Here is a 16,841-nt window from a genome sequence, read left to right on the forward strand (position 1 = left end):
CTGGTAAACCAGAAGCGGCCTACCCGTAACAGACACAGAGAGCACCAAAACGTTCCCTCACACCTTTAAGTTACCCGCAAGCTGAATCAATTCAACATTCTAGGCGAGAAACCAAGCCTGTAAGTGATTACAGCCATTTGTCGCGTAAATCTATCTGTTACAATTGCGAAATTATACGTCGTTGTCAGCCTATACGCCGCTGACCTTTTGTTAATTACATTGATAAAGAGATTACATCATGAGTTTGTCAGCGGAACAGCGCCGGGAGTACCGGGCCATTGCCCACAACCTTAAGCCGGTTATCATTGTTGGCGATAAAGGCCTGTCCGAAGGACTCCAGGAGGAACTGGATCGCGCCCTGAACGACCACGAACTGATTAAAATTAAAGTAGCCAGTCAGGATCGTGAAGCCCGCCAAGAGGCCATCGAGGAGCTCTGTAAAAACTCCAAGGCTGAACTGGTGCAAACCATTGGAAAAATTGCCGTTATTCTGCGCCGGGCTAAAAAGCCCAACCCGAAGCTATCCAACCTGCTCAGAGCGAAATAAACGCTTAGAGACAGAAAAGCCGGCCCAGGTAACCCCAGCCGGCTTTTCTTTTGTCTGCCACACCTCAGATGTACTGCACCTCGGCAATTTCGTACTCGACAGTGCCGGAAGGAATGCGGATAGCCACCACATCCCCCTCGTTCTTACCCACCAAAGCCCGTGCAATCGGAGAGGAGACGGAAAGCTTTCCTGCCTTGATGTCAGCTTCATCCTCGCCAACGATCTGGTAGGTGACCTCCTCATCTGTATCCATATTCACGAGCTGGACAGTGGTACCGAAAATAACCTTGCCGGTGTTCTCCATGGTGGTCACATCGATCACCTGAGCCACCGAAAGCTTCCCTTCAATTTCCTGAATTCGGCCTTCAATAAAGCTCTGCTGCTCACGAGCTGCATGATATTCAGCGTTTTCTTTCAGATCGCCGTGTTCCCGCGCATCAGAAATTGCCTGAATCACTCGCGGACGATCTTCGGACTTCAGCTTTTTCAGCTCCTCACGCAGCCGGGATTCACCAAGCTTCGTCATGGGAACTCTTTCAGTAGACATAATCTTACTTCCCTGCGTGCAGATCCTGGAGGCGACGAACTGTACGCTCCGGACCAAACTTAATGGCTCGACAGAAGGCTTCGCCACCTGCCAGAGTCGTTGTATAGGTTACCTTGCTCTGCAAAGCGGACTGACGAATTTGTGATGAGTCAGAAATTGCTTTACGACCTTCCGTCGTATTAATGATCAGCTGAACGTCTCCGTTCTTGATCGCGTCAACGATGTGCGGACGCCCTTCACGAACTTTATTGACATGTTCAACTGAGATGCCTGCCTGCTCCAACGCCTTCATAGTCCCTGTTGTTGCAATAATCCTGAAGCCGGCACCAACCAACTCACGAGCCAACTCGATAGCACCCGGTTTATCCACATTCCTCAGGGACATGAATGCAGTACCACCTGTCGGCAGCTTGTCGCCGATCGCCAGAGATGCTTTGGCAAAAGCTTCGTCAAAGCTATCACCCAGCCCCATCACCTCACCGGTGGACTTCATTTCAGGCCCAAGAATCGGGTCAACAGACGGGAATTTGTTGAACGGGAATACAGATTCTTTTACCGCATAGTACGCCGGCACAATCTCCTGAGTGAAATTCAGCTCTTTCAGGGTTTTGCCAGACATTACCCGAGCCGCAACGGCCGCCAAAGATACACCAATCGCCTTTGACACGAATGGCACCGTACGGGACGCCCGCGGATTCACCTCGATCACAAAGATCTCGCCGTCCTGCCAGGCAAGCTGAACGTTCATCAAGCCGATAACTTCGAGCTCGATAGCCATTTTCTTCACGGCGTCACGCATATCGTCCTGCACATCTTTAGGCAGGCTGTATGGTGGCAACGAACAGGCGGAGTCACCAGAGTGAATACCCGCCTGCTCGATATGCTGCATGATGCCACCGATCACAACATCCGTTCCGTCTGAGATGGCATCGATATCCACTTCAATTGCAGCATTCAGGAAGTGGTCAAGCAACACAGGACTGTCATTGGACACAAGAACAGCCGTACGCATATAGCGGGTCAGCTCGGCCTCATCGTAAACGATTTCCATGGCTCGACCGCCCAATACGTAGGACGGACGCACCACCAACGGATAGCCAATTTCACGGGCGGCAATGATGCCTTCCTCGTGACTACGGACAGTAGCGTTCTCTGGCTGACGCAGACCCAGGCGCTGAATCATCTGCTGGAAGCGCTCACGATCTTCCGCACGATCGATGGCATCCGGGCTGGTCCCGATAATGGGCACACCCGCAGCCTCTAAGCCACGAGCCAGCTTCAGGGGTGTCTGCCCGCCGTACTGAACAATCACGCCTTTAGGCTTCTCGACGTTAATAATCTCCAGCACATCTTCTAGCGTGATCGGTTCAAAATACAACCGGTCGGAAGTGTCATAATCAGTAGACACCGTTTCCGGGTTGCAGTTGATCATAATGGTTTCGTAGCCATCTTCGCGCATAGCCAGAGCCGCATGAACACAACAATAGTCGAATTCGATACCCTGACCAATCCGGTTAGGACCACCGCCAATAACCACGATTTTTTCGCGATCTGTAGGCTCTGCCTCGCACTCTTCTTCATAAGTGGAGTACATATAAGCTGTATTGGACGCAAACTCTGCCGCGCACGTATCAACACGTTTATAGACCGGACGGACACCCAGGTCGTGACGCAGCTTGCGCACACTGGCTTCCGAAATGCCCAGCAGCTTAGCCATACGGGCATCAGAGAAGCCTTTCCGCTTCAGGCGGAACATGGTGGCATGATCAATATCCGCTTTACCCGCGGTCTTCAGCGCCTGTTCTTCTTTAATCAGATCTTCAATCTGCACCAAATACCAAGGATCTACCTTGGTATGCTGAAATACTTCGTCAACGGTCATACCCGCTCGAAACGCATCACCGATGTACCAAACACGTTCGGCACCAGGAACATTCAGCTCGGTGGTCAGTGTTTCACGAGAGTTTTCTGAATCCAGATCTTCCAGCTTTTCATCAAAGCCCTCTGAGCCAACCTCCAGGCCTCGCAACGCTTTCTGCATAGATTCCTGGAACGTACGACCGATCGCCATCACTTCACCAACGGACTTCATCTGGGTGGTCAAACGAGCATCCGCTTGCGGGAACTTCTCAAAGGTGAAGCGAGGAATTTTTGTGACAACGTAGTCGATGCTGGGCTCGAACGAAGCCGGCGTCAGCCCGCCGGTAATTTCGTTTTGCAGCTCATCCAAGGTGTAGCCTACGGCCAGCTTCGCAGCGACTTTCGCAATCGGAAAGCCCGTCGCTTTTGAGGCCAGGGCTGATGAACGGGATACCCGAGGATTCATCTCGATCACGACCATACGGCCGGTGTCAGGGTGTATACCGAATTGGACGTTAGAACCGCCCGTTTCAACACCAATTTCACGCAACACCGCCAAAGAGGCATTACGCATTATCTGGTATTCTTTGTCGGTTAAGGTCTGAGCCGGGGCAACCGTGATGGAGTCACCGGTGTGCACACCCATCGCATCAAAGTTTTCGATAGAACAGACAATGATACAGTTGTCGTTTTTATCACGAACAACTTCCATCTCGTACTCTTTCCAGCCAATCAGCGACTCATCAATCAGCAGCTCATTAGTCGGGGAAAGATCCAGTCCACGGGTACAAATTTCTTCAAATTCGTCTTTATTGTAGGCGATACCACCACCGGAGCCACCCATGGTGAAGGACGGACGAATAATGCAAGGAAAGCCAATGTCCTTCGAAATTTCCCAGGCTTCATCCATTGAATGAGCGATAGAAGCACGCGGGCATTCCAGGCCTATTTTCTTCATGGCCTGATCGAAACGGTTGCGGTCTTCAGCCTTGTCGATAGTGTCGGCATTAGCACCGATCATCTCAACACCATGCTTATCCAGCACGCCGTATTTTTCCAGATCCAGCGCACAGTTCAGGGCTGTCTGACCTCCCATAGTGGGTAGCAGGGCGTCTGGCTTTTCTTTTTCGATAATCTTTTCGACTGTTTGCCAGGTGATAGGCTCGATGTAGGTAGCATCAGCCATGGCCGGGTCGGTCATAATGGTGGCCGGGTTGGAATTCACCAGAATAACCCGGTAACCCTCTTCTCGCAGGGCTTTGCAGGCCTGGGCTCCAGAGTAGTCGAATTCGCACGCCTGCCCGATCACAATGGGGCCGGCGCCCAGGATCAGGATGCTTTTGATGTCGGTACGTTTTGGCATGTCGTGGTAAACCTGTCAGCAACTTTTGAATTCTTGCAGCGCAAAACGCGGCGCCTATACGTTATCCGTGGTGATCCACCTTTAGGCGGATCGTGCTTCCATCAACTGGATAAACTCGTCAAACAGAGACGCCACGTCACCCGGCCCAGGGCTAGCTTCAGGATGCCCCTGAAAGCTGTAAGCCGACTTATCAGTCCGACGAAGCCCCTGCAGGGTGCCATCAAACAATGATTTATGAGTGGCTTTAACATTCGAAGGCAAGGTTGACTCGTCCACCGCAAAACCATGGTTCTGGCTGGTAATCATAACCGTACCTTTAGCAAGGTCTTGTACCGGGTGGTTGGCGCCATGGTGGCCGTGCGCCATTTTCATACTCTTGGCACCACTGGCGATCGCCAACAACTGATGCCCAAGGCAAATGCCGAATACCGGAATGTCGGTTTCCAGCACCTCCTGAATCGCACGAATGGCATAGTCACAAGGCTCCGGATCTCCCGGGCCATTAGACAAGAAAATGCCATCCGGGTTCATGGCAAGCACGTCAGCGGCTGGAGTCTGGGCCGGAACAACGGTGATATCGCAACCACGGGAAGCCAACATGCGCAGGATGTTGCGCTTCACGCCGTAGTCCCACGCAACAACTTTGAACCTGGCATTTTTTTGTTCGCCATATCCTGTGACCAGATCCCATTCGGTCTCCGTCCACTTATACGGTGTTTCACAAGTAACTTCTTTTGCCAGGTCCATACCCTTCAGGCCGGGGAAGGCATTAGCAAGTTCAAGCGCACGCTCGGCTGTGGCGTTTGCGCCGGAGACAATTGCACCATTCTGAGAGCCTTTATCCCGGAGAATGCGAGTCAGGCGACGGGTATCTATGTCAGCAATGCCCACAATATTGTTGCTTCGCAGGTAGTCGTCAAGGCTACCCTGGCTGCGCCAGCTGCTGGCGATCAGAGGCAGGTCACGAATAATCAGGCCAGCCGCGTGTATGCGATCGGATTCCACGTCTTCTTCATTAACGCCGGTATTGCCGATGTGCGGATACGTCAGGGTGACGATCTGGCGTGAATAGGACGGATCAGTCAGGATTTCCTGATAGCCGGTCATGGCAGTATTGAATACTACCTCTCCGCTGGTTTCTCCGTCTGCGCCGATGGCGGTGCCGTAAAAAAGGCTTCCGTCTGCGAGTGCAAGGATTGCTGGTGTGCTCAAGGCTTGTATCCTCATCGAGTGGCGTAAGTTCGTCACGAACAGGAACGCAAGCGCAAAGTCAGGTTGCAAAAAAGCGAGACTGAGTGTGAACCCGGTCCCGCTTTCCTAGAAACTTTTCAAAGGTACGCTTGGTGCAAAAAAAATCGACTTATTCTACGAAGTTTGGCGTTTTTTGTCCATCGCGAATTGCAATCTGCCTTGAGACTGCCGTTCTTCGCGTCAATTACGACATGCGGCTTTCTCCGCGCCTGCCCTGGCCTTCGAAAATGGCAAAAACCGACTCCAGCACCCCGCCCCAGAGTTAGCGCCGGAACCATCTGGCTCAGCCCTTAAGACTTAGCACATCCTGCATATCGTAGAGACCTGCAGGCTTGCCTTCCAGCCATAACGCAGCGCGCATCGCGCCCTTGGCAAAAGTCATCCGACTGCTTGCCTTATGGGTAATTTCAATTCGCTCACCTTCGGTGGCAAAGAGAACCGTATGATCACCCACCACGTCGCCAGCACGAATGGTTTCGAACCCGATCTCTTTGCGGGTACGCTCACCGGTAAACCCCTCACGCCCATAAACCGCACACTCTTTCAGATCACGCCCCAACGCACCTGCGACAACTTCGCCCATGCGCAGCGCCGTCCCGGAAGGCGCATCTTTTTTGTGGCGGTGGTGCGCTTCGATGACTTCTACGTCATAGTCATCCCCCAGAGTGGCGGCAGCGGTTTGCAAAAGGTTGAGAACCACATTAACCCCAACGCTCATGTTTGGCGCAAAGACAATGGGAACAGATTCTGCCGCCTGGGCTAGCCGCTCTTTCTCCGAGTCGGTCAGACCGGTTGTTCCGATGACAAGCATTTTATCGTTTGCTTTGCAGAATTCTGCATTCTCCAAAGTCAAATCCGGGAAGGTGAAATCAACGAGTACGTCGAAGTCGTCTTTCACCTCAGCCAGACTAGCTGCCAGCTTCACGCCAGTCTTGCCCACACTCGTCATATCTCCGGCATCGGCACCAACAAGGCTGCTTTCGGGCTCCACAACAGCGGCACCCAGCTCCAGACCCTCGGTACCATCTACAGCTTCGATCAACACTTTACCCATGCGCCCGGCGGCGCCAATGATTGCTACCCGCATCTATGTTGCCCTCAGAATTTCATTTCATCGAAGAAATTTTTCACACCCTCAAACCAAGAGGTTTTCTTCGGAGCATGATCGGAGCCATTGGAGTCATCCAACGTCTTCTGAAACTCACCCAGCAGCTCTTTCTGGCGTTTTGTCAGGTTAACCGGTGTTTCGACCATCACACGGCACAGAAGATCACCGGACGGGCCACCCCGCACAGGGCTAACCCCTTTATTTCGCAACCGGAATAATTTCCCGGTCTGGGTTTCCGCAGGAATTTTCAGTTTTACACGGCCATCCAGCGTCGGTACTTCCAGCTCACCACCCAAAGCCGCATCTACGATACTGATGGGCACTTCACAATAAAGATTACGCCCATCACGGGTAAAAATTGCATGTTCGCGAACAGCCACCTGCACATACAAATCACCGGAAGGCCCGCCATCTACACCCATTTCACCCTCGCCAGACAGGCGAATACGGTCGCCAGTATCCACTCCCGGTGGCACTTTGACCGATAAGGTTTTTTCTTGCCTCACGCGGCCCTGGCCGTGACACTTTCTACATGGATTCTTGATGATCTGGCCAGCACCACGACACGTCGGGCACGCCTGCTGAACAGTAAAGAACCCCTGCTGCATCCGCACCTGACCAGCGCCATGACAAGTTGTACAGGTCTCTGGGCGGGAGCCTTTTTCAGCTCCGCTGCCGTCACAGGCATCACATTCTTTATGGCCAGGAATGGTTATTTTTACGGTTTTACCTTTAACGGCTTCTTCTAAATCCAACTCCAGGGTATAGCGTAAGTCAGAACCCCGGGTGTTGCGGCCACGACCACCGCCGCCACCAAAGATGTCGCCGAACACGTCGCCAAAGATATCGGAGAAGTTGCCGCCACCAAAACCGCCGCTTCCACCTGCCTGACCATCTACGCCAGCATGACCGAACTGGTCATATGCTGCGCGCTTGCTGGAATCCATCAAGATTTCGTAGGCTTCGCTGGCCTCTTTAAACTTGTTCTCGGCATCTTTATCGTCCGGGTTACGGTCCGGATGGTATTTCATCGCAAGCTTTCGGTACGCCCGCTTTATGTCCTTCTCGTCCGCGTCCCGGGAGACTCCGAGCACTTCGTAATAATCACGCTTGGCCATGCTTTAAAACCCTATTGCTATAACGAGGAAAACGCGGACTCCTGCCCGCGTTTCCCAACTACCTGATGTACTTAGGACTTATTTCTTGTCGTCTTTGACTTCTTCGAACTCAGCGTCGACAGCATCGTCACCAGCTTTGGCCTCTTCACTTTCCTGGCCGCCGGTTTGCTCAGCTTGATCCGCGTACATCTTCTGGGCCAACTCGGAAGACACTTCTGTCAGCTTCTGAGTTTTGGCTTCAATGGCCTCTTTGTCAGAACCAGTAAGAGCTTCTTCGAGGTCCTTGATTGCGGCTTCGATCGACTCTTTCTCACTGTCACTTACTTTGTCGCCAGCTTCGGCCAGAGTCTTACGCACAGCATGCACCATGCCATCACCCTGGTTGCGGGCCTGAACCAGCTCCTCAAACTTGCGATCTTCCTCTGCATTGGCTTCGGCGTCGCGAACCATCTTCTCGATTTCATCGTCATTCAAGCCGGAAGATGCCTTGATCACGATAGACTGCTCTTTACCCGTCGCTTTGTCTTTCGCAGATACGTTCAGGATACCGTTAGCATCGATATCGAAGGTAACTTCGATCTGCGGAACACCACGCGGAGCAGGCGGAATATCGGCCAGATCGAAACGACCCAGAGACTTGTTTTGTGACGCCTGTTTACGCTCACCCTGAACTACGTGGATAGTTACCGCAGTCTGGTTATCATCCGCTGTCGAGAAAGTCTGAGACTTCTTGGTCGGAATCGTGGTGTTTTTATCAATTAACGGAGTTGCTACGCCACCCATGGTTTCGATACCCAAGGTCAGCGGAGTTACATCCAGCAACAGTACGTCTTTCACGTCACCCGACAGTACCGCACCCTGGATTGCTGCGCCCATGGCAACCGCTTCGTCCGGGTTAACATCTTTACGCGGCTCTTTACCGAAGAACTCTTTAACCTTCTCCTGCACCAGCGGCATACGAGTCTGACCACCGACCAGGATAACCTCGTCGATCTCAGCTGCGCTCAGACCAGAATCTTTCAGAGCCACCTTGCAGGGCTCAAGACTGCGCTGAACCAACTCTTCTACCAGAGATTCCAGCTTGGCACGCGTCAGTTTGACATTCATATGCTTGGGACCAGACGCATCCGCAGTCACATACGGCAGGTTCACGTCAGTCTGCTGGCTGCTGGAAAGCTCGATTTTAGCTTTCTCGGCCGCTTCTTTCAGACGCTGCATAGCCAGAGAGTCACCACGCAGATCTATTCCGCTATCTTTCTTGAACTGATCTGCCAGATATTCGATGACTTTCAAGTCAAAGTCTTCGCCACCCAGGAAGGTATCGCCGTTGGTGGCCAACACTTCAAACTGGTGCTCACCGTCTACATCGGCAATTTCAATGATAGACAGGTCAAAAGTACCACCACCCAGATCATAAACAGCTACAGTACGGTCGCCAGTCTGCTTATCCATACCGTAGGCCAGAGCAGCAGCAGTCGGCTCGTTAATAATCCGCTTAACTTCCAGCCCAGCGATTTTACCGGCGTCTTTGGTTGCCTGGCGCTGACTATCGTTAAAGTAAGCAGGAACGGTGATAACCGCAGCGCTGACTGTCTCGCCCAGATAATCTTCAGCAGTCTTTTTCATTTTCTTCAGAATTTCTGCGGAAATCTGTGGCGGAGCCATTTTCTGGCCCTTAACATCTACCCAAGCGTCACCATTGTCAGCCTTGGTGATTTTGTACGGTACCATTTCAATATCTTTCTGAACGACGTCATCTTCAAACCGACGACCGATCAAACGCTTGATGGCATATAGCGTATTGTGTGAATTGGTTACTGCCTGACGCTTGGCTGACTGGCCAACCAAAGTTTCACCATCGTCCGTGTACGCGATGATGGAAGGGGTGGTGCGGTCACCCTCAGCATTTTCAATAACCTTAACCTTGTCGCCATCCATGATAGCCACGCAGGAGTTTGTAGTACCCAGGTCAATACCAATAATCTTGCTCATCGATTCACTCCAAATCTTGCTGAAATCTATCCGGGGTTCTTTCACTCCGGCCGCTTCTGTTTAATCGGTATATTGGCGCTTTATTCAGTTTTTCAAGCCTGCTCGTCGATTTTTGGTGCACTATCTGCCTTAGCAACAACCACCATGGCCGGACGAACAACACGACCATTAAGCAGATAGCCTTTCTGAACCACCGCTACAACACTGTTAGGCTCGGCATCGGGAGCGGGCACCATAGACATGGCCTCATGGTGCTGCGGATCAAACGGCTCGCCCACCGGATTGATCTGCTCCACACTAAACTTTTTAAGGCTGCCTAAAAGCAGACTCAGCGTCATTTCAACGCCCTGCCGAATAGAAGCAACCAGTTCACCTGCACTTTCATGGCCTTCGGTACTTTCGACGGCCTTCTCCAGACTGTCAGCTACCGGCAATAGTTCTTTTACGAACTTCTCCAGGGCAAATTTGTGCGCCTTTTCTACATCCACTTCCGCTCTGCGACGGACATTCTGCATTTCTGCCTGGGCGCGCAAAGCCTGATCCTGATATTCCTGAAGCTGAGCCTTAAGAACCTCAAGCTCCGAACCTTCACCAGACTCAGCCTGACCGCTCTGAGCTTGCTGCTCAGCAGCTGCGGTTTCGTCAACCCCGTTGTGCTCGTCTACTTGCTCGTTACGCTTATCGTCAGCACTCATGATCACTCCCAATAACGTTATTCAAGGCCCGAAGGCTTCCGGCGAATAGAGCCCGCCTGCCTGCGGCGGGAAAACCTGCTTTGCGAACCGATATGGGGCTCCCCCCCTCAGGATTCAACCACCTGATCACCGATTCTTTAAAATTTTCAGCCTCCGCAGTTTGCAAACAACCAAATCACTGTATATATTCACAGCAACTGTATAGGCAAACAGTATTTGGATTTGATTTATCAGAGGCCACCCCGGCCCAAGCGGAGGTTTTCGGCATGCTTACACAACTTACGGTATCCAACTACGCGATAGCCGAGCGCGTTGAACTTCAGTTTAACAAAGGCATGACAGCCCTGACTGGCGAAACCGGCGCAGGCAAATCCATAGTCCTTGATGCTCTGGGCCTGGCCATGGGCGGCCGAGCCGATGCTGGCGCCGTTCGTCATGGAGCGAATCGCGCTGACATTACCGCCTGCTTCGACATATCCAACATTCCTGATGCGGGCCTCTGGCTTGAAAGTCACGATCTTGACGAAAAAAATGAATGCATTCTACGACGAACAATAAACAAAGACGGGCGTTCCAAAGCATTTATTAACGGGCAACCCTGCCCCTTATCCCAACTGAAAGAGCTGGGCGGCTTACTGATGGACATTCACAGCCAGCACCAACACCAGTCGCTCTTACGCAAAGACACCCACCGAAAACTGCTCGACGAATTTGCAGAGGCTGAACACCTGGCAGAGCAAACCAAGTCAGCCTGGAAGACATGGAACCTAACCCGGCAAAAGCTCGAGCAGCGGCGACAAAATGCAGATGAAGCCGAAGCAAAACTGCAACTGCTTCGCTACCAGGTTGAAGAATTAGACAGGCTCGCACTTGAACAAGGTGAGCAAGAAGCCCTGGAGCAAGAACAAGCCCAACTCAGCCAGGCAGACTCAGTTTTACACTACAGCCATCAGGCCGCGCTGCTCTGCACAGAAGACGAGTCAAGTGCAGCGAGCGCAGTTCGTCAAGCCCTACAACAACTTGAACAACTTCCCGTTGAAGTTCCGGCACTGGCCGATACCATCCAAATGCTCAACGAGGCCCACATCCAGATCTCCGAAGCCGGAGACAGTCTTCGCCGCTTTGTTGATGATTACGAAGCCGACCCGGCTCGCCTGGCAGAAGTTGAAGAACGATTAAGTGCTGTGTATCAAATGGCCCGGAAACATCGTATTACACCGGACGAACTCCCTGAGCTTCACCAGCGCTTAAGTGCCGAGCTGGCTGAGATTGAGGGCGGCGAAGGCAGCCTGGAACGACTTGAAGCCGAACTTGCAGCACAAAGAGCTGACTTTGACGCGGTTGCGCAACAACTCTCAACCAAACGGAAGCAGGCAGCCGCAGAGCTCGACCAGCGCATCGCACAGGAGCTCAGCCAACTTAGCATGCCGTCAGTTCAGTTTGTTACACACCTGAAGAGCAGTAATGACAACGAGCCTACGGCACACGGTTTGGAAGAAGCTGAATTCCTTGTCAGCGCAAACCCCGGTCAACCGGCACGGCCTTTGGCAAAAGTCGCCTCTGGCGGTGAGTTGTCACGTATCAGTCTGGCCATCCAGGTGGTTGTCGCACAAACCTCAACAACCCCAACACTGGTGTTCGACGAAGTAGACGTAGGCATTGGCGGTGGCACAGCCGAAGTTGTAGGCCAGCTGCTAAGGGCTCTGGGCAGCAACGGCCAGGTGCTATGCGTCACCCACCTGCCGCAGGTTGCAGCTCAATGCCACCAACACCTGTTTGTCAGCAAGTTCACAGAGAAAGACGCAACCTTTTCGAAAATTGAGCCCCTTAACGATCAGGGCAGAATTGATGAAGTGGCACGGATGCTAGGCGGGGTAGACATGACCGAACAAACAATCGCTCATGCCAGAGAGATGGTTGTAAAGGGTCAGGCGACCCATCACTAAATCCCCTCTCGATTCTGAGAGCTTTGGGGCCCGCATACGCAGGCCCCTTTTTTTTGATATCAACAAGATTATTTTTTGCCCGACGCTACAGGCCTGACATAAAGAATCAGGCTGTGATCGACGATTTCATACCCATGATCCGCCGCAATCTGTTTCTGACGTTCCTCGATAACCTCATCCACAAACTCAACAACTGCACCCGTCTGGGTACACACCATGTGGTCATGATGATCATCACCTGCCATTTCAAAGACTGCGTGGCCGCCTTCGAAGTTATGCCGCAAAACCAGACCTGCGGTCTCGAATTGAGTCAACACCCGGTAGACAGTCGCCAGTCCCACGTCGTCGCCCTGATCCAGCAACTTCTTATAAACGTCCTCAGCACTCAAATGGTGCTCTTTAGCATTTTCAAGAATATTGAAGATCTTAACTCTCGGCAGAGTAACCTTAAGACCGACTTTTCGTAATTCGGCGTTTTCAGATGGCATACTAGTATTCACTCTTTGGTGTGCCTTACGGCTTCCGGTATGATGGAAGCCGCCGTTCAACGGTCAACCCGTTTCACGCCTGCCCCAGGCAGGCGAATTCAAGATAGAGGATTTCCCCAGGCGATGCAAAAGCTCACCGCTATCGTTCTCATTACTGTTTTATCTATGGCCGGATGCGTTTTCCCCGGCGTGTACAAGATCAACGTCCAACAGGGAAATATTGTAACCGACAAGGAACTAACAAGCTTATCCGCAGGCATGCCCAGAAGCCAGGTTCATGCGCTACTTGGAACTCCCCTTATGCTTAATCCGGTAGACCCATCAAGGGAATACTATATTTATACATTCCAGCGCCAGGGCGGCGATATCGAACAACAGCGCATTATCGTGTACTACGAGGGTGATTCCTACAGCCACCACGAAGCGCAGCTGTTAGAAGAAACACCCGCTTACTAGCAGCTCAGGCCTTTTTCTTCGCCCGGTTAAGCCGGGCCTGCTTCGGGTCGATGATCAGCGGCCGGTAAAGTTCCACTCGATCGCCTTCATGTATCGTGTGGCTTTCCGGCTTTTTTATCACTTTGCCAAAAATGCCCATATCGATTTCATCAGGGTTGATCTCAGGAAAAACACCTGTGATGCCTGACGCCTTAACCGCCTCAAGGGCAGTGGTGCCTTCTGGCACCGTCACCTTCAGAATCAACTGTTTGTCTGGCCGGGCATAAGCGACTTCAACCTGCATCAGAATACCTCTCCCCGATACACTTCATCAGCGCGACGACAAAACGCATCAACCATAGTGTTAGCCGCCTGGTTAAAGACCGGACCGAAGGTCATTCGCGCCAACGAACCCGAAAACTCAAATTCCAGACTCAGAATCACTTTGCAAGCGTTCGCGTCCAGCGAACGAAAGTGCCACCGGCCCGTCAGATTCTTCAACGGCCCCTCCACCAGCTTCATCTCAATGGCTTCAGGCATTAACAGCTGATTGCAGGTCGTTAGCGTGTGCCGAACGCCCCCCTTAGCAATTTCCAGTGACGCCATAATCTCCGCATCGGTCTGTGTATGAACCTCAGCACCGGCACACCAAGGTAAAAACTCAGGGTAACGAGCTATATCGTTGACCAAATGAAACATACGTTCCGCCGAGTGCATAACCAGCGCTGTCTTATCTATCTGATGAGCCATAAAACCGGAGTTCCTGCCTTTCTATACAATCTGGCACGACCACACTGAAGCGGTCCGTTACACGCTATGATAAAGGATATCATCCCCCTTGGGGGCACTGTCGTCGGCGTTAACCCCCGGCCCGGCCTCAGGCTTAGCCGACGCAGGCACACTGGAACCGGCTTCAACTTCAGGACCCGCACCTACCGCAGGCTCAAATTCTGGCAGCGACTGAACGGCCGTACTTTCATTCTCCGAGCACCACAACGCCGAGCCACCATTTTCGCACAAATTGGACAACGAAAACGCTGTATATTGAACACCAATCCAGGCAACGATTACAGGCAATACCAGCCGCATCGTCCAATACCAGGATTTCCGGAACGCCACGGGAGCGTTTCCCAGCATGCCAGCCGAAAACCTTCTCGTAAGACAATAACCGGTAAATGTCGCTATTAATATCGCGACTAACGGAATAAGAACCCCGCCCGTCAGAAGCTCAAGCCACCGGAATGCTGTAGCGCCCGCCAACCGATATTCCGACCATACGTTGAACGAAAACAGAGACGCCAGCCCCACAAACCATACCGCCGTACCCACAATAATGACGGACCAACCTCTTGGTGCCCCCGTCCACTCTCTGAATGATGCGACTACGGGCTCCAACAACGAAATCGCCGTCGCCCAGACAATCAGAAGTACCGCTAAAAAAACCGCAGTGATGACGACCTGGCTATAAGGAACTTGAGCGAGTGTGACCGGTAAAGAAACAAACAGCAGCCCAAACCCGTGCTCACCCTGCAGATTACTTCCATCAGAGGGCACCGAGAACATCATCATTCCCGCAATGATCGCAACCAATGTATCCATCAACACAACCGCAACAATGGACCGTTTCAAGTGTGTGTGCGACGTACTGTATGCCCCGAAAACGGCCCACACCCCCATACCCAGGCCGAGCGTATAGAACGCATGAAAAAAGGCGGCCCGGATGCTATCAAAACTGACATCTTCAGGACGTATGGCGAGAATACTCTCGACGCCGGAACCAAGACGCCCATGGCTGGCAGACAAAACAAAAAGAGCCAACAATAATAACAACGCAGCGGGCACGATCATACGCAGTGAACGCTCCACACCGTTCACCACCCCGCGAGCAGAAACCCAGACAACCAGCACTAAGAAGAACGCGTGCCAGCCCATAAACTCCCGGTAACGCCCTGAGCTTGAGACAAAATCCGCCAGGATCTCTGTAGCCTCAACCGTAGTTGCACCACTGAAACTACCTGCCGCGCCAAAAAAGATATAGGCCAGAACAATACCGCCAAAGACAGCCGTAAAAGACAACACAAGAAATGCCGCCAGAATGCTTAATGGCCCCGCCAGCCGCCACCATGGGGAACAACCCGCATTCTTAACCAGGCCATCCATCGCTAACACAATGCCATGACGGGAATACCGGCCAATCACCGTTTCAGTCACCATTAAGGGCAGCGCGACCAAAAGCAGGCAAACCAGATAAATCAGGACAAACAGACCACCCCCATGGATACTCGCCAGATGGGGAAACTGCCACAAATTCGCCAGCCCGACCGTTGCTCCAACAGAGGCCCAGAAGAATGTAGATTTGCGGGTAAACGACCCGATGGAAGTCTGATACTTGTTCGACATCTTGATCCCTGACGACAAAAGGCACGTCATTGTAGCCGAACAAAGCCGGCAGGGACGACCAAGTCGATGCCATTGGAGGCGAAATCGTGACCCGTCTGGCTGTCCTGAGCTACAATGCCCGTTTTGCTGGCAGTCATATTCTCCGCCAGCAGAGTCATTTTGCAGATTCCGAGAAGGGTTCATGAGCAAGAAGAAAGCAAGCGGACCAACCAGCGGTACGATCGCCCTCAATAAAAAGGCGAAGCACGAATATCACATTGAAGAACGCTTTGAAGCGGGCCTTGTCCTGCTCGGCTGGGAAGTGAAATCATTGCGGGCTGGTAAGGGCCAGATAACCGATGCCTACGTGTTGCTGAAAGATGGAGAAGCCTATTTACTAGGTGCTCACATCCAACCCCTGACGGCAGCGTCCACCCATGTCATCGCCGACCCTACCCGCACTCGCAAACTGCTACTACACACTAAAGAACTGGCCAAACTGATCGGGGAAACAAGTCAGGCAGGCCAAACCTGCGTGCCATTGGCCCTGTACTGGAAAGGCAATAAGGTGAAATGTGAGATAGCCCTGGTAAAAGGCAAGAAGCTATTCGACAAGCGCGCCACAGAGAAAGAGCGTGACTGGAACCGCCAGAAACAACGTATTATGCGCGAAAACACGGCATGACAGTACAAACCGCAACAAAGAAACCTTGAAGTTCAGCAATACGCCCACATATACTGTGGGTAAGGGGACGACATGGCTTCGACGCTGGTGGCGAACCCTTGGGTGCATGTCGAGATGGCAGCGAATCTCGTTAATCCAAAGCTGCAATGCAATAGTCGCAAACGACGAAAACTACGCACTAGCAGCGTAAGCTGCTAGTCGTCCTGACTGAGTCGCCCGTAGCTCAGAGCTACATTTCAGGACGTCATCGCTTACGGGATGCTCCGTTATCCAGAGTTCACTGGCTAGCGGCTAAGATTTAAAGAACTCGCCTCTTGCACCCTGGCCTTCGGGTCGCTTGAGGTTAAATAAATAGAAGGACATAAACATGTAGATCTCAAGGCATAGTGCTGGCGGACGCGGGTTCAATTCCCGCCGTCTCCACCAA

General features: G+C 52.3%; 16 protein-coding genes and 1 other RNA gene. 5 read left to right on the top strand and 12 right to left on the bottom strand.

The features are described 5' to 3' along the window. Nucleotides 1-238: 238 nt before the first annotated feature. Complete coding sequence (yhbY, locus tag ABYA77_RS10185) at nucleotides 239-547, top strand: ribosome assembly RNA-binding protein YhbY (RefSeq protein WP_372965855.1); 309 nt, start codon at nucleotides 239-241, stop codon at nucleotides 545-547. Nucleotides 548-611: 64 nt separating this feature from the next. Here yhbY and greA read toward each other — a convergent pair whose 3' ends face one another. The 7 genes from greA to grpE all read right to left on the bottom strand — a co-directional run bounded on the left by greA (nucleotide 612) and on the right by grpE (nucleotide 10,481). After that, nucleotides 612-1,094, bottom strand: coding sequence for a transcription elongation factor GreA (greA, locus tag ABYA77_RS10190; protein WP_372965856.1), 483 nt, complete (start codon nucleotides 1,092-1,094; stop codon nucleotides 612-614). A gap of 4 nt (nucleotides 1,095-1,098) precedes the next feature. Beyond that, complete coding sequence (gene carB / locus ABYA77_RS10195; RefSeq protein ID WP_372965857.1) at nucleotides 1,099-4,317, bottom strand: carbamoyl-phosphate synthase large subunit; 3,219 nt, start codon at nucleotides 4,315-4,317, stop codon at nucleotides 1,099-1,101. An 81-nt stretch (nucleotides 4,318-4,398) separates the two neighbouring features. Beyond that, nucleotides 4,399-5,529 carry a glutamine-hydrolyzing carbamoyl-phosphate synthase small subunit gene (gene carA / locus ABYA77_RS10200; RefSeq protein WP_372965858.1) on the bottom strand — a complete coding sequence of 377 codons (1,131 nt, stop codon included), beginning with the start codon at nucleotides 5,527-5,529 and terminating at the stop codon, nucleotides 4,399-4,401. A 322-nt stretch (nucleotides 5,530-5,851) separates the two neighbouring features. Further along, complete coding sequence (dapB, locus tag ABYA77_RS10205; RefSeq protein WP_372965859.1) at nucleotides 5,852-6,655, bottom strand: 4-hydroxy-tetrahydrodipicolinate reductase; 804 nt, start codon at nucleotides 6,653-6,655, stop codon at nucleotides 5,852-5,854. A gap of 11 nt (nucleotides 6,656-6,666) precedes the next feature. Continuing rightward, nucleotides 6,667-7,794 carry a molecular chaperone DnaJ gene (dnaJ, locus tag ABYA77_RS10210; RefSeq protein ID WP_372965860.1) on the bottom strand — a complete coding sequence of 376 codons (1,128 nt, stop codon included), beginning with the start codon at nucleotides 7,792-7,794 and terminating at the stop codon, nucleotides 6,667-6,669. Nucleotides 7,795-7,872: 78 nt separating this feature from the next. Then, a complete protein-coding gene (gene dnaK, locus ABYA77_RS10215; RefSeq protein WP_372965861.1) occupies nucleotides 7,873-9,786 on the bottom strand; it encodes a molecular chaperone DnaK in 1,914 nt (637 codons plus the stop codon). A 92-nt stretch (nucleotides 9,787-9,878) separates the two neighbouring features. After that, nucleotides 9,879-10,481 carry a nucleotide exchange factor GrpE gene (gene grpE / locus ABYA77_RS10220; RefSeq protein WP_372965862.1) on the bottom strand — a complete coding sequence of 201 codons (603 nt, stop codon included), beginning with the start codon at nucleotides 10,479-10,481 and terminating at the stop codon, nucleotides 9,879-9,881. A gap of 266 nt (nucleotides 10,482-10,747) precedes the next feature. Here grpE and recN point away from each other — a divergent pair, with 266 nt between their 5' ends. Next, a complete protein-coding gene (gene recN, locus ABYA77_RS10225; protein ID WP_372965863.1) occupies nucleotides 10,748-12,427 on the top strand; it encodes a DNA repair protein RecN in 1,680 nt (559 codons plus the stop codon). A 68-nt stretch (nucleotides 12,428-12,495) separates the two neighbouring features. On the opposite strand, the gene fur is transcribed toward recN, so the two are convergent. Next, entirely contained in the window at nucleotides 12,496-12,915 is a 420-nt protein-coding gene (gene fur, locus ABYA77_RS10230; RefSeq protein ID WP_372965864.1) for a ferric iron uptake transcriptional regulator, read from the bottom strand. A gap of 123 nt (nucleotides 12,916-13,038) precedes the next feature. Between fur and ABYA77_RS10235 the strand changes: the two genes are divergently transcribed. After that, the gene (locus tag ABYA77_RS10235; protein ID WP_372965871.1) at nucleotides 13,039-13,371 is read left to right on the top strand and encodes an outer membrane protein assembly factor BamE; all 333 of its coding nucleotides are present in this window, start codon (nucleotides 13,039-13,041) and stop codon (nucleotides 13,369-13,371) included. Between the two features lie 4 nt (nucleotides 13,372-13,375). On the opposite strand, the gene ABYA77_RS10240 is transcribed toward ABYA77_RS10235, so the two are convergent. The 4 genes from ABYA77_RS10240 to ABYA77_RS10255 are packed head-to-tail and all read right to left on the bottom strand — an operon-like array spanning nucleotide 13,376 to nucleotide 15,908. Next, on the bottom strand, nucleotides 13,376-13,654 hold the full coding sequence (locus ABYA77_RS10240) for an RnfH family protein (RefSeq protein ID WP_372965865.1): 279 nt from the start codon (nucleotides 13,652-13,654) through the stop codon (nucleotides 13,376-13,378). After that, nucleotides 13,654-14,100 (bottom strand): type II toxin-antitoxin system RatA family toxin, encoded by a 447-nt coding sequence (locus ABYA77_RS10245; RefSeq protein WP_372965866.1) that lies wholly within the window; start codon nucleotides 14,098-14,100, stop codon nucleotides 13,654-13,656. The genes ABYA77_RS10240 and ABYA77_RS10245 overlap by 1 nt, the downstream gene beginning before the upstream one ends. Before the next feature lie 57 nt (nucleotides 14,101-14,157). Beyond that, on the bottom strand, nucleotides 14,158-15,750 hold the full coding sequence (locus tag ABYA77_RS10250) for a sodium-dependent transporter (RefSeq protein WP_372965867.1): 1,593 nt from the start codon (nucleotides 15,748-15,750) through the stop codon (nucleotides 14,158-14,160). A 26-nt stretch (nucleotides 15,751-15,776) separates the two neighbouring features. Further along, nucleotides 15,777-15,908, bottom strand: coding sequence for a hypothetical protein (locus tag ABYA77_RS10255; protein ID WP_372965868.1), 132 nt, complete (start codon nucleotides 15,906-15,908; stop codon nucleotides 15,777-15,779). Nucleotides 15,909-15,931: 23 nt separating this feature from the next. On the opposite strand from ABYA77_RS10255, the gene smpB reads away from it, so the two are divergent. Beyond that, complete coding sequence (gene smpB, locus ABYA77_RS10260; protein WP_372965869.1) at nucleotides 15,932-16,414, top strand: SsrA-binding protein SmpB; 483 nt, start codon at nucleotides 15,932-15,934, stop codon at nucleotides 16,412-16,414. 63 nt (nucleotides 16,415-16,477) lie between these two features. After that, nucleotides 16,478-16,840: a transfer-messenger RNA gene (gene ssrA, locus ABYA77_RS10265) on the top strand. Nucleotide 16,841: the final 1 nt, after the last annotated feature.

Origin of the sequence: Marinobacter sp., assembly GCF_041595835.1 — a bacterium.
Classification (GTDB): Bacteria; Pseudomonadota; Gammaproteobacteria; order Pseudomonadales; family Oleiphilaceae; genus Marinobacter.

What these genes read in the sequence shown, in the direction of transcription:
- ABYA77_RS10235 (WP_372965871.1), top strand. Translation starts at nt 13,039, where the DNA reads ATGCAAAAGCTCACCGCTATCGTTCTCATTACTGTTTTATCTATGGCC.
- recN (WP_372965863.1), top strand. Translation starts at nt 10,748, where the DNA reads ATGCTTACACAACTTACGGTATCCAACTACGCGATAGCCGAGCGCGTT.
- dnaK (WP_372965861.1), bottom strand. Translation starts at nt 9,786, where the DNA reads ATGAGCAAGATTATTGGTATTGACCTGGGTACTACAAACTCCTGCGTG.
- yhbY (WP_372965855.1), top strand. Translation starts at nt 239, where the DNA reads ATGAGTTTGTCAGCGGAACAGCGCCGGGAGTACCGGGCCATTGCCCAC.
- greA (WP_372965856.1), bottom strand. Translation starts at nt 1,094, where the DNA reads ATGTCTACTGAAAGAGTTCCCATGACGAAGCTTGGTGAATCCCGGCTG.
- ABYA77_RS10240 (WP_372965865.1), bottom strand. Translation starts at nt 13,654, where the DNA reads ATGCAGGTTGAAGTCGCTTATGCCCGGCCAGACAAACAGTTGATTCTG.
- ABYA77_RS10250 (WP_372965867.1), bottom strand. Translation starts at nt 15,750, where the DNA reads ATGTCGAACAAGTATCAGACTTCCATCGGGTCGTTTACCCGCAAATCT.
- dnaJ (WP_372965860.1), bottom strand. Translation starts at nt 7,794, where the DNA reads ATGGCCAAGCGTGATTATTACGAAGTGCTCGGAGTCTCCCGGGACGCG.
- carB (WP_372965857.1), bottom strand. Translation starts at nt 4,317, where the DNA reads ATGCCAAAACGTACCGACATCAAAAGCATCCTGATCCTGGGCGCCGGC.
- dapB (WP_372965859.1), bottom strand. Translation starts at nt 6,655, where the DNA reads ATGCGGGTAGCAATCATTGGCGCCGCCGGGCGCATGGGTAAAGTGTTG.
- ABYA77_RS10245 (WP_372965866.1), bottom strand. Translation starts at nt 14,100, where the DNA reads ATGGCTCATCAGATAGATAAGACAGCGCTGGTTATGCACTCGGCGGAA.
- smpB (WP_372965869.1), top strand. Translation starts at nt 15,932, where the DNA reads ATGAGCAAGAAGAAAGCAAGCGGACCAACCAGCGGTACGATCGCCCTC.
- grpE (WP_372965862.1), bottom strand. Translation starts at nt 10,481, where the DNA reads ATGAGTGCTGACGATAAGCGTAACGAGCAAGTAGACGAGCACAACGGG.
- fur (WP_372965864.1), bottom strand. Translation starts at nt 12,915, where the DNA reads ATGCCATCTGAAAACGCCGAATTACGAAAAGTCGGTCTTAAGGTTACT.
- ABYA77_RS10255 (WP_372965868.1), bottom strand. Translation starts at nt 15,908, where the DNA reads ATGACTCTGCTGGCGGAGAATATGACTGCCAGCAAAACGGGCATTGTA.